The 12,128-nt window shown below is 69.9% G+C and carries 12 protein-coding genes and 1 tRNA gene; 3 read left to right on the plus strand and 10 right to left on the minus strand.

What is annotated here, in order from left to right:
* Positions 1–113 precede the first annotated feature (113 nt).
* Together DI573_RS10550 and DI573_RS10555 are read right to left on the minus strand one after the other, a co-directional pair.
* A complete protein-coding gene (locus tag DI573_RS10550; RefSeq protein WP_292813779.1) occupies positions 114–260 on the minus strand; it encodes a hypothetical protein in 147 nt (48 codons plus the stop codon).
* Positions 261–681: 421 nt separating this feature from the next.
* On the minus strand, positions 682–948 hold the full coding sequence (locus tag DI573_RS10555) for a hypothetical protein (protein ID WP_292813782.1): 267 nt from the start codon (positions 946–948) through the stop codon (positions 682–684).
* A 259-nt stretch (positions 949–1,207) separates the two neighbouring features.
* On the opposite strand from DI573_RS10555, the gene DI573_RS10560 reads away from it, so the two are divergent.
* Positions 1,208–1,729, plus strand: a complete 522-nt coding sequence (locus tag DI573_RS10560; RefSeq protein WP_292813785.1) for an SRPBCC family protein — start codon at positions 1,208–1,210, stop codon at positions 1,727–1,729.
* A gap of 951 nt (positions 1,730–2,680) precedes the next feature.
* Here DI573_RS10560 and DI573_RS10565 read toward each other — a convergent pair.
* A tRNA-Gly gene (locus tag DI573_RS10565) sits at positions 2,681–2,751 on the minus strand.
* A 216-nt stretch (positions 2,752–2,967) separates the two neighbouring features.
* On the opposite strand from DI573_RS10565, the gene dcd reads away from it, so the two are divergent.
* On the plus strand, positions 2,968–3,573 hold the full coding sequence (gene dcd / locus DI573_RS10570) for a dCTP deaminase (protein ID WP_292813788.1): 606 nt from the start codon (positions 2,968–2,970) through the stop codon (positions 3,571–3,573).
* 76 nt (positions 3,574–3,649) lie between these two features.
* Complete coding sequence (locus DI573_RS10575; protein WP_292813806.1) at positions 3,650–5,305, plus strand: BCCT family transporter; 1,656 nt, start codon at positions 3,650–3,652, stop codon at positions 5,303–5,305.
* On the opposite strand, the gene DI573_RS10580 is transcribed toward DI573_RS10575, so the two are convergent.
* The 7 genes from DI573_RS10580 to cysD all read right to left on the minus strand — a co-directional run.
* Complete coding sequence (locus tag DI573_RS10580; RefSeq protein WP_292813790.1) at positions 5,299–6,282, minus strand: NAD(P)/FAD-dependent oxidoreductase; 984 nt, start codon at positions 6,280–6,282, stop codon at positions 5,299–5,301. The genes DI573_RS10575 and DI573_RS10580 overlap by 7 nt on opposite strands.
* Positions 6,279–7,676, minus strand: coding sequence for an FAD-dependent oxidoreductase (locus DI573_RS10585; RefSeq protein ID WP_292813793.1), 1,398 nt, complete (start codon positions 7,674–7,676; stop codon positions 6,279–6,281). Before DI573_RS10585 ends, DI573_RS10580 begins: the two co-directional genes overlap by 4 nt.
* On the minus strand, positions 7,673–8,425 hold the full coding sequence (cobA, locus tag DI573_RS10590) for a uroporphyrinogen-III C-methyltransferase (RefSeq protein WP_363331360.1): 753 nt from the start codon (positions 8,423–8,425) through the stop codon (positions 7,673–7,675). The genes DI573_RS10585 and cobA overlap by 4 nt, the downstream gene beginning before the upstream one ends.
* Positions 8,422–9,294 carry an ABC transporter permease gene (locus tag DI573_RS10595; RefSeq protein ID WP_292813795.1) on the minus strand — a complete coding sequence of 291 codons (873 nt, stop codon included), beginning with the start codon at positions 9,292–9,294 and terminating at the stop codon, positions 8,422–8,424. The genes cobA and DI573_RS10595 overlap by 4 nt, the downstream gene beginning before the upstream one ends.
* On the minus strand, positions 9,284–10,120 hold the full coding sequence (locus DI573_RS10600; protein ID WP_292813798.1) for an ABC transporter ATP-binding protein: 837 nt from the start codon (positions 10,118–10,120) through the stop codon (positions 9,284–9,286). Before DI573_RS10600 ends, DI573_RS10595 begins: the two co-directional genes overlap by 11 nt.
* 13 nt (positions 10,121–10,133) lie before the next feature.
* Positions 10,134–11,456, minus strand: a complete 1,323-nt coding sequence (locus tag DI573_RS10605) for a GTP-binding protein (protein ID WP_292813801.1) — start codon at positions 11,454–11,456, stop codon at positions 10,134–10,136.
* On the minus strand, positions 11,456–12,128 hold a 673-nt coding region (gene cysD, locus DI573_RS10610; protein ID WP_292813803.1), incomplete at its 5' end, for a sulfate adenylyltransferase subunit CysD. The genes cysD and DI573_RS10605, both read right to left, overlap by 1 nt.

The raw sequence follows: 12,128 nt of genomic DNA on the forward strand, positions 1-12,128 counted from the left end.
CACACGCAACAACCTGGATGACCTTCCGGACCTGTGACGGCCCGCCCAGACACGTGAAGGACCGCCCCGCAAGGACGGGCGGTCCTTCACCATTTCTACGAAGGGGTCGTCGCCTACGCGATCTTCGCCTTCGTCGGCTCACGGAGGGCGACACCGGCCTTGAGGATGGCCGTGCGCATCGTCTCCTGGTTCAACTCGAGCCGACTGGCGACCTGCGAGAGCGACAGCCCCGTCTTGTAAAGCTGAGCCGCTTCGCTCACCTGTTCTGGCGTTAGCGACTGCCGTCGGACGACAACCTTCTTCGTGCGTAGGATTCCAATGATCGTGGACTTGGCGACGCCGTAGTCCTTTGCGAGCTGTGTTGTGGTGTGCCCAGCTTCGTAGCGCGTGGCTACATCGGCCCGTGCTTCGTCGCTCAAACGGTTCCAGCTCCGCTTGACGCGCGGTTGGAACTCGCGGGGAGAATCCCCGCCGGAGCCCAGAATCTCGCGGATCTGGGTCGGCGTAACTGGGGTGGCTGAATTATTGGAACAGAGGTAGACAACCTCGACCGGAATGAGAAACGGGTCGGCCGAAAGGCCGGCCCGTTTCTCATTCCCGCGAGCGATGGGCCCCCCGGGAGGCTCCGCGCGCCGTGCAGCGGCGGGCTGCGCCCTGGGTCTGATGGAGCCCCGCAAGTTCCTACCGGGTCGGCGCCAGTCGTCGACCGAGTAGGAATGCGAGGGCGAGCAGCCCGATGACTGTCACCGCCAGGCCGATGAGGGCGACGGGGGTGAGGGCCAGAGAGCCAGGCGGATAGACAACCTCTGCAGTCAGAGGCTGATAGGCGAACCAACCGAACGACGAGACGGGGGTCGCAAGACCTATCACGGCCGCTACCGCGCCTGTGAGGGTGACTGCGCCCGCCACTATCCAACTGAGCAAAGCGACGCGGTCCAGGGTTCCCATGGTTGAAGCATATGAGTCGAGCGCCTGACCGACGGTGCCCCACCTGGAGCCTGACCCGCTTCCCAGGACGCTCGGTTGTGGCCCCGACGATGATTTCCATCTGAGCCACCATGACACCGGGGCACCGTACGCCGGTCGTCCAGTGCGCCAACGCCCTTCCCGCAAGCGGATGGACGTGTGGATGTCTCTTTCCACCCGAAAGGTGCCCGAGAGGGCAGGCCCGTAGCCCGGACGACCATCGAGATGAGATGATCCCGCGATGAGGAGCCATCACGTCAGCCAGGTCATCGCCGCGCCGCCAGATGCCGTGTACGAGTACGCCTCGAACCTCGATAATCTTCCGAAGTGGGCGGCGGGCCTCGCGCGGGCTGAGATCACCCGAGACGGCGACGTCCTGCTCGTTGAATCTCCCATGGGCCGGGTGGAAGTTCGTTTCGTTGAGCAGAATCGCTTCGGTGTCCTCGATCACGACGTGACTCTGCCATCCGGGACCGTGGTGACAAACCCGGTTCGTGTCCTGTCGCATCCAGAGGGCGCCGAGGTGGTCTTCACGGTGCGCCAGATCGAACTGGACGACGACGAATTCACCCGAGACATCGAGATGGTTGCGGCCGACCTGCAGCGGCTCGGAAGCCAGGTCACCGAAGTTCACGCCCGGACAGAACAGCTCGAAGTAGCTCGGGACGCGCGCGAGCTACGCGACGCGAAAGCTGCCGACGATGGCAACCGGGTATCGCTGGCGGAACTGCGGGCTGAGCTCGACGGGAGCAACGGGTCGTAGCTTGCCCGCGCCCCTGGCGCTCAGGAGGAAAGGCTGCGGCGCAACCTGTCAGACTCGCTGACACCTTGACCGGCGTGGGTAACCGAGCCGATTCGCCGGAAACCTCAAGCGCATCCAGGTGAGCTGCGCGTGATGCATCAGCGGCCCGTAGCGCGGTCGTCCAGCGCGACAGATCGAAAACGCACAAGGGGATCCGTCTACGTGATCAGACCAACGAGGTGGGAAACCCCTGGGAGCAGGCCAATTAGTGGCCATGCTCCCAGCAACATAACTCCAAGGAGGACGATGCCGGCCATCACGGTCGCGGGACGTTGACGACCGACGGTGAAAGCAGTCGCTACCGTCGCCGTGTAGATCACAAGGGACACGACGCTGATCACCATCGCTGTGCCCTCACGGTAGGAGGGCATGCGATTGGTCGGCGGTGGCATTATCGTTGGGCAGACGACTGGCCCTGCGGGAACGGCCACCAACCAGATCACAGCGAGCGTGGCGACCGCGACAAGCGTCGCAGTCACGATCAGACCGACCCGCACTCGGGAGCGTTGGCGAGGCTTCGCGCCGATACTGACCGGTCCTCCTCCGAAGGAGGCGCGTTTGCGGCGGCTCGCATTTTCCGGCGTCGAGCGCCGGTGCCCGTTTACCTCGCCCGTTGACGATGCCCACAGGGGCACGTCTAACGCAACAGCTTCTGGTGCCCAGCCGAACTCGCCGCGTTGCGCTCACGTGGCGTCTGTTTGTGCCTCAATGCCAGGGGACAAGTTAGCAACTCATGACCAGCACAGCCTCGCCGCTGACCGCATCGGCACGGGCCGAGCAGTTCAACGACGAATGCCAAGCGAACTTGCACCTAACCAGGATCCGCCGCTTGATGAAGGGGTGATCGCGCAGCTAACGCAGTCGCATCTACCTTGCGAAAGTGTCATCTGGCTTGAGAACCAACACTCTCGGAGGGGATGACGGGAATCGAACCCGCGCTATCAGCTTGGGAAGCTGAAGTTCTGCCATTGAACTACATCCCCGGCAGGCCTTTCGGCGCCCGGCCAGCATAACAAACACCGCAGAGGCCGGCCGCGCGCGGTCAACACTCCGGAGCGATGTGACCGGTTACGCGCTTTCGGACGCATCGGCGAGGGCTTGTGCGCGAAGGTCCGGAATGTTGTCCGCTGAGGCAGCCGAACAGAGCCGCCCGACCGCGAGGCCGGATCCCGCCGCCGCCCGGTCGCTAGGCTGACCCCGTGCTGCTCTCGGATCGTGACATCAGGCTCGAACTCGACGCTCGCCGCATCGGACTCGACCCCTACGATCCCGCGATGGTGCAGCCCTCGAGCGTCGACGTGCGCCTCGACCGCTACTTCCGCCTCTTCGACAACCACAAGTACCCCTTCATCGACCCCGCCGAAGACCAGCCCGAGCTGACCCGCCTGATCGAGGTCGCCCCGGACGAGCCGTTCATCCTGCACCCCGGCGAGTTCGCGCTCGGCGCGACGTTCGAGCAGGTCACCCTCCCGGACGACGTCGCGGCGCGGCTGGAGGGAAAGTCCTCGCTCGGCCGGCTGGGTCTCATCACCCACTCGACGGCGGGCTTCATCGACCCCGGCTTCACCGGCCACGTCACCCTCGAACTGGCCAACGTCGCGACGCTTCCGATCAAGCTCTGGCCGGGGATGAAGATCGGCCAGCTCTGCTTCTTCCGGCTCTCCTCGCCCACCGAGAACCCCTACGGCTCGGGCCCGTACGGCAACAGATATCAGGGCCAGCGCGGACCGACGGCCTCCCGGTCGTTCCAGAACTTCCACCGCACGGATGTCGGAACCACCGACGCGGGATCCCTCGGCGCCTGAGCACCCTCTCGCTAGGGTGGGCGGCGTGAGCAACGAAAGCACCGCCGACCGCGCCGCCAGGACCGCCCCGGGATCCGTGCCCAGCAAGATCGCCCCGTGGGTCTTCTGGCCGGCGGCGACGATCGTCGTCGTCTTCAGCGCCTTCGCGATTCTCTTCCCAGACGCGGCCGAGGTCTTCTTCGACACCGTCCAGACCTCGATCGTCAACGCGTTCAACTGGTACTACGTGCTGATCGCGGCCTTCTTCGTCGTCTTCGCGGTGTTCATCGGCTTCAGCCGATTCGGTGACATCCGCCTCGGAAAGGACGACGACGAGCCCGAGTTCTCGCTGGGCGCCTGGTTCTCGCTGCTGTTCGCGGCGGGCATGGGTATCGGCCTCGTCTTCTACGGCGTCAGCGAGCCGCTCAGCCACTTCGTCGACCCGCGTCCCGGTGTCGCGGGCACGCCGGCGCAGCTTGCGCAGTCGGCGCTGACGCAGACGTACCTGCACTGGGGGATCCACGCGTGGGCGATCTACGTCGTCGTGGGGCTGGGGCTCGCCTACGCGATCCACCGCCGCAAGCGTCCCATCTCGATCCGCTGGGCGCTGGAGCCACTGCTGGGCAAGCGCGTGCGCGGCGGCTGGGGCAACACGATCGACGCGGTCGCGCTCGCCGGCACGATGTTCGGCGTCGCGACGTCGCTCGGGCTCGGCGTGCTGCAGATCAGCGCGGGCCTGGATTCGGCGGGTCTGTTCGAGCCGAGCCTGCCCCTGCAGATCGTGCTCATCGCGATCATCACCGTCTTCGTGCTGCTCTCGGTGCTCTCGGGAGTCACCCGCGGCATGAAGTGGCTCTCGAGCGGCAACCTGATCCTGGCGGCTGCCCTGCTGCTGTTCGTGCTGGTCGTGGGCAACACCGAGTACCTGCTGCGCGAGTGGGTGCAGTCCATCGGCGCCTACATCCAGAACTTCGTGGGCCTCAGCTTCACCGTCAGCGCCTTCCAGGGCACGGCGGGCGAGGAGTGGCAGGCCGCGTGGACCTCGTTCTACTGGGGCTGGTGGATCTCGTGGGCGCCCTTCGTCGGCATCTTCATCGCGCGCGTGAGCCGCGGCCGCACCGTGCGCCAGTTCGTCATGGGCGTACTGATCGTGCCGACGCTGCTCGGCATCCTGTGGTTCGCCGTGCTCGGTGGCTCGGCGCTGTACCTCGAGCTGCAGAACCCCGGCTCGATGACCACGGCGGAGGGCGGCGTCGACCTCGAGGGAGCGCTGTTCCAGCTCTTCACGTACCTGCCCGCGGCGCCGGTCCTGACGATCGGGGCGATCGTGCTGATCGCGGTGTTCTTCATCACCTCGTCCGACTCGGGCGCGCTCGTGATGGGCATGATCGCGACGGGCGGCAACGCCAACCCCGCACGCTGGGTGCGCACCTTCTTCACCCTCGCCACGGCCGTCCTCGCCGTCGCCCTGCTGATCGCCGGTGGCCTGACGGCGCTGCAGACCGCGGCGATCATCATCGCCCTGCCCTTCAGCGTCGTGATGCTGCTGATCTGCTGGGCCACGATCATCGCGTTCCAGCGCGAGAGACGCGCGTACGACAAGGCCGAGCGCGCGCAGCTGCTCGATCACATCGGCGAGCACTACGGGCTCGAGGTCGAGCAGCAGGACGAGCGCGGCATCCGCTGGTCGCCGTTCCTCCGGCGTCGCGATCGCCCCGCGGACGAGAAGGCGGGGGATGCCGCCGGTCAGTGAGCCTGCGTCACCCCGAGCGCGTCGTGCACGGCGACCGCGGCGACCCGCGCGCCGGCGCCGGCGGCGACGATCAGCTGCTGGGCGCCGGGAGCGGCCGCGTCGCCCGCGCCGTAGACGCCGGGCACGCTCGAGCGGCCGGCGCGGTCGGTGACGAGGTGCCCGTCCTCGTCGAGGTCGGGCGCGAGCGGGGCGAGGAACTCCAGCGCGGACTGCCACTCGGGGCGCACGAAGCCGCCCGCGACCTCGACCCGGGTGTCGTCCTCGAGCACGATGGCCGACAGCATCCCGCGCTCGCCCCGCAGCTCGGCGATCCGTAAGCGCTCGACGCGGATCCCGGATGCTGTCAGCTCGGCCTCGCCGTCGACCCCGAGCGCGTCCGAGCCGTTCGTGAAGACGGTCAGGGCGTTCGTCCATCGGGCGATGAGCCGCGCGCGGTCGGCCAGATCCGCGCTCTCGCCGATGAGGGCGAGGGGCCGGTCGCGCAGTTCCCAGCCGTCGCAGGCGGCGCAGCTGAAGAGCGACATGCCGTAGAAGCCGCGGATGTTCGGCACGTCGGGAAGAGTCTCGCGCAGGCCCGTGGCGACGATGACGGCGCGCGCGGCGATCGTCGCGGGCGCGCGGCGTCCCTCGAGCGTCGCGACGAAGCGCGCATCGGCGTGACCATCGCCGGCGTGGGCGACCGCGACGACCTTCGTGCGAGAGTGGACGACCACATCGGGATACGCCTCGAGCTCGGCCCGCGCGAGGCGGCGCAGCTCGTGCGGCGGCACGCCGTCGCGGGTGAGGAATCCGTGCGAGAGCAGGGTCGCGGCGTTGCGCGGCCGATCGGCGTCGACGAGGGCGACGCTCGCGCGGGCGCGGCCGAGGTTGAGCGCGGCCGAGAGTCCCGCGGGACCCCCGCCGATGACGAGCACGTCGACGACCGCGGGCGACACGGCTCCCGCCGCCGGCGCCGCGCCCGCGGGCGAGCCGGTCACGACCGGGTCAGCGCGTCCGCGCGCGAGATCTGCACCTGCTCGTCGCGGGGTACGACTTTGACGCGCTCGCGCGTGTACTCATGGGTCGCGCCGAGCTCGCGCTCGTGCGCGTCGAGGGCGAGCCAGCCCTGCCAGGTGGTGTATTCGACGCCGCGGTCGGCGAGCAGGTCGAGCACGTCGCCCGTCTCGGTCGGCGCAGCGAGCAGGCCCGCCTCGGCGTCGGCGACGAGGTGCGCGACGGTCTCCATCGCGTCGCTCTTGGTGTGGCCGATGAGGCCGACCGATCCGCGCTTGATCCAGCCCGTGGCGTAGAGGCCGCGCACCGCGGTGCCCCCGTCGTCGGCGGTGATCGCCGAGGCGGCATCCGTCACGCGCCCTTCGACGTTCGGCACGACGCCGCGCACCTCGTCGAACGGGGCGTCGAGCACGGGGGTGCCGAAGTAGCCGACGGCGCGGTAGACCGCCTGCACAGGGATGTCCCGCAGCTCGCCGGTGCCGACGACGCTGCCATCGCCCGTGGGTGTGGTGCGCTCGAAACGCACTGCCTCGACGCGGTCGGAGCCCAGAACCTCGACCGGCGAGTGGTAGAAGTGCAGGTGCAGCCGACGGGAGGCGGTGCCGACCTCGCGTCCGCGCCACGACTGCAGGGTGCGCAGCATGACCTTGAGCTGGTTGTTGGATGCCGCCGCGGGGTCGACACCATCGAAGTCCTCGTCGTAGAGCACGATGTCGACGTCGGGCACCTCGCCGAGCTCGCGCAGCTCGATGGGGGTGAACTTGATGTCGGCGGGTCCGCGGCGGCCGAAGACGTGCACGTCGGTGACGGCGGAGGCCTCGAGCCCCGCGAGTACGTTGTCGGGGATCTCGGTCGAGCGCAGGTCGACCGCGTGCTTGGCGAGGACGCGGGCCACATCGAGGGCGACGTTGCCGTTGCCGATCACGGCGACCTCGCGCGCATCGAGCGGCCACTCGCGCGAGACGTCGGGATGGCCGTCGAACCAGGCCACGAAGTCGGCGGCGCCGTACGAGCCGGGCAGGTCGATGCCCGGGATGTCGAGGTGCACGTCGCGGATGGCTCCGGTCGCCAGGATCACGGCGTCGTACCGCTCGTGCAGTTCGTCGAGGGCGATGTCGCGGCCGACCTCGACGTTGCCGACGAAGCGGATCACGCCCGAATCGAGCATCTCGTGGAGGGACGTGACGATGCCCTTGATGCGCGGGTGGTCGGGTGCGACGCCGTACCGGATGAGTCCGTAGGGCGCCGGAAGGGTCTCGAACAGATCGATCTCGACGGTGCCGCCGGCGTCGGCCACGCGGCCGGAGAGGATGTTGCCGGCGTAGATGCCGGCGGGGCCGGCTCCGACGATCGCGACACGGAGGTTGAGAGTGCTCACAGGGCTTCGGCCTTTCTGGCGGAGAGTTCTTCGGGGGCGTAGGGGCTGAGGGTCACGACATCGCCGACGACGATGACCGCGGGGTTTCGCACGCGGCGCTGGGCGGCCTGGGCGACGATCGTGTCGAGGGTGCCGATCGTGACGCGCTGGTGCTCGCCGTAGCCGTCCTCGATGATCGCGACGGGGCACTGGGCGCCGCGAACGCCTCGGGCGAGCATGAGGGCGGAGTGGCCGAGGGTGCCCACGCCCATGAGCAGCACGACGGTGTGGTCGCGCCCGCCGCCGACCTCGCCGAGCTGATCGTGGCCCGAGACGACCGTGAACGCGGTGGCGAGCCCGCGGTGCGTGAGTGGGATGCCGGCGATCGCGGGCACCGAGATCGCGCTCGTGACTCCGGGGATCACGTCGACGGGGATGCCGGCATCCCGGCAGGCCGCGAGCTCTTCGCTGCCGCGGCCGAAGATGTAGGGATCGCCGCCCTTGAGCCGCACGACGCGCTTGCCTTCGAGCGCGAGTTCGACGAGGAGGGCGTTGATGCGCTCCTGCGGCACGGCGTGATGGCCCGGCAGTTTTCCCACGTCGATGACGGGGGTGCCCAGATCCAGCTCGTCGAGCACCGCGCGGGCGCCGAGGCGGTCGGCGACGATGACATCGGCGTGCTCGAGCGCGCGCATGCCGCGCACCGTGAGCAGGTCGGCGCTGCCGGGGCCCGCGCCGACGAGCGTCACCCGACCGCGCGGCGCGCTCATCGGGCCCCTCCCTGGAGCAGGCCGCGACCGCGCAGCACCCGCCGCTCGAGCGGGGCGAGCAGGGCGAGCTCGACGACGATGCCGATCACGAGGATCACGAGGATCGCCGCGAGCACGGCGGCCAGATCCGACGCCTCGCGTCCGTCCTGGAGCAGCGCGCCGACACCGGCGCCGAGCGTGCCGCCCACGGCGATGATCTCGGCGGCGAGGACGCCGCGCCACGAGAAGGCCCACCCCTGCTTGAGCCCCGCGATGTAGCCGGGGAGGGCACCGGGAAGGATGATCAGCAGCGACATGAGCGGTCCGCGGGCGCCCATCACGGTGCCCGCGCGACGCAGCTGCACGGGCACCTGATCGACCCCCGCGATCATGCCGTTGACAATGGAGGGAACCCCGCCCATCAACACGACGAAGTAGACCAGCGCGTCGGTCAGGCCGAACCACAAAATCGCCGCCGGCACCCACGCGACCGAGGGCAGCACCATCAGCCCCGAGACGATCGGAGCGATCGCGCGGCGCAACGGCCGCACCTCGGCGAGGACGAGCCCGAGCACCGTGCCGATGACGATCGCCGCGGCGAAGCCGATCAGGCCACGGCCGAGGCTCGTTGCGACCGCGGCGGGCAGCGCGCCGCTCGCCCACGCGTCGCCGAGCGCCGCGGCCACCTGAGCCGGCGACGGCATCGTGTCGGGCGAGGGACCGGTGATCATGACGGCGACCTGCCACACCGCGACGAGCGCGACGATGAAGATCACCGGCGGCAGCACCGACCCGAGCACGCGCCGGATCGGGCGGGACGGCGTCGGCGTGTTCGTCTGCAGGCGGTCGTTTCCGGCCTCGAGACTGCGCAGATCGGTGTCAGGCTGCATTGCGTCGGATCTCGGTGCGCAGCTGATCGGTGATCTCCACAGCGAGCGCACCCACCTCGGGCGACTCGATGCGGCGGCCCTCGGTGCGGGCGATGCGCCACTCGCGGGCGATGCGGCCGGGCCGGCTGGAGAGCAGCACGACGCGCTGGCCGAGTCGGGCCGCCTCCCGCACGTTGTGCGTGACGAAGACGATCGTGCGTCCCGTCGCGCGCCACACCCGCTCGAGCTCCTCGTGCAGCAGGTCGCGCGTGATCGCATCGAGGGCCGCGAACGGCTCGTCCATGAGGAGCACGGGGCGGTCCTGGGCGAGCGAGCGCGCCAGCGCGACGCGCTGGCGCATCCCGCCCGAGAGTTCGTGCGGGCGCCGGTCGGCGGCATCCGCCAGGTTGACCACGTCGAGCAGTTCCATCGCGCGTGCGCGGCGCTGGGCGCGGCCGACCCCGCGCAGACGCAGCGCGAGCTCGACGTTGCCGCGGGCGCTCAGCCACGGCATGAGCGCGGACTCCTGGAACATCACGGCGGCGCCGGGCGCGGGGGTCGTGATCCGGCCGGCCGAGGGAGCATCGAGGCCGGCGATGAGGTTCAGCAGCGTCGATTTGCCGCAGCCGGAGGCGCCCAGCAGGCAGAGGAACTCGCCCGGGGCGACATCGAGCGTGATGTCCTCGAGAACGGTCGTCGCGCCGAAGCGCTGCGAGACGTTCTCGATCCGGATCGCGGGGGGCAGCACCGGGGCGGGCGCGCGCAGCAGCACGCCCTCATCGAAGCTCGGCCCGAGACGGACGGACGGAGCACCGGTGACGGTGTGCGGCGGCGGAAGGGCGGTCATGAGGGCGAAGGGATCAGGCCTGCACGATGCCGGCGGCGAGGGTCGCGCCGTCGGCGGGGTGGATGACGAGGAACGAGCCGCCGTCGCGGCTGTCGCGGTAGGCCTCGAGCGGCAGATCGGCGGCCAGCCGCAGGGTGGCGCGGCCGATGTCGTTGGCGGCGAGGGCGTCGGCGGGTGTGTGCACGAGCGCGTCGAGGTCGTAGCGCGACGTGATCTGCTGCACGATCGCCTGCACGGTCGCGGTGCCGTGCTTGACGAGCACGCGCGCGCCCGTCGTCAGCGCCCGCGCGTCGAGCTGGAACAGCTCGGCCTCGAGCGTGCGCCGCGGCTGCGGCAGCGACCCCGGCGTGACGACGAGCGCGCCGCGGGCGGCGTCGATGTCGTCGGCCAGGCGCAGCGCGACCGAGGTCGGGGCGATCGCGGCGTCGACCTCGGCGCCCGCGACCTCGACCCCCGTGACCGTCGTCTGCACGCCGCTCGGGAAGATCTCGACGGCGTCGCCCACGCGCACCTCACCCGAGGAGATGCGTCCGGCCACCGCGCGATAGTCGCGGTAGCGCTCCGCGAGCGCGGGGTCGGCGGCCAGCTCCGGGCTGAGTCCGCCCTGCGGGCGCAGGACGAGCTGCACCGGCAGACGGAACGGGTCGTCGGCGCTCTCGAGGTCGTCACGCGCGGGCAGAGTCTCGAGCAGTTCGAGCAGCGCCGGGCCGGTGTACCACGGGGTGTGCGGCGAACGCTCGACGATGTTGTCGCCCTCGAGGGCCGACACCGGCAGCACGTGCAGATCCTCGATGCCCAGGCCCTCGGCGACGCGGCGGACGTCCGCCTCGACCGGCGCGTAGGCGTCCTCCGCGTACCCCAGCAGGTCGATCTTGTTGACCGCGACGACGACGTGCGGCACGCGCAGCAGCGCGATCACGGCGAGGTGGCGGCGGGTCTGCTCGAGCACGCCCTTGCGTCCGTCGATCAGCACGATGACAGCATCCGCCGTCGTCGCGCCCGTGACCATGTTGCGGGTGTACTGCACGTGCCCCGGGCAGTCGGCGAGGATGAAGCTGCGGGTGCCCGTGGCAAAGTAGCGGTAGGCGACGTCGATCGTGATGCCCTGCTCGCGCTCGGCGCGCAGGCCGTCGGTGAGCAGGGCGAAGTCGAACCCCGTGCCGTGGGCGAAGCCCCGCTCGGCGGATGTGCGCGCGACCTGCTCCAGCTGGTCGGCGAGGATCGCCTTCGAGTCGTGCAGCAGTCGCCCGACGAGCGTGGACTTGCCGTCATCGACCGAGCCGGCCGTGGCGAAGCGGAAGAGCGTGGATGTCGCGGTCGACACGGTCGCGGTCATCAGAAGTACCCGTCCTTCTTGCGATCCTCCATGGCGGCCTCCGAGATGCGGTCGTCGGCGCGGGTGGCGCCGCGTTCGGTGAGGGTCGAGCGCGCGACCTCGGCGACGACGGATGCTGTCGTGACGGCATCCGATTCGACCGCTCCCGTGCAGCTCATGTCGCCGACCGTGCGGTAGCGCACGACACGGCGCTCGACGGTCTCGTCGGGGCGGGGCTCCGAGACCTCGCCGACGGCGCGCCACATGCCGTCGCGGCGGAACACCTCGCGCTCGTGCGCGAAGTACAGCGGCGGCAGCGGGATGTCTTCGCGCTCGATGTAGCGCCAGACGTCGAGCTCGGTCCAGTTCGAGATGGGGAACGCGCGCACGTGCTGCCCGGGCGTGTGGCGCCCGTTGTACAGGCTCCACAGCTCGGGGCGCTGGTTGCGCGGATCCCACTGGCCGAACTCGTCGCGGAGCGAGATGATGCGCTCCTTGGCCCGCGCCTTGTCTTCGTCGCGGCGGGCCCCGCCGAAGACGGCGTCGTGCCGGCCCGCGGCGATCGCGTCGAGCAGGGGCAGCGTCTGCAGCGGGTTGCGGGTGCCGTCGGCGCGCTCGTGCAGTCGGCCGTCGTCGATGTAGTCCTGTACGCGGGCGACCTCGAGGCGGATGCCGAGGCGGGCCACGGTCTCG

This window comes from Microbacterium sp., from assembly GCF_003248605.1.
Lineage (GTDB): Bacteria > Actinomycetota > Actinomycetes > Actinomycetales > Microbacteriaceae > Microbacterium.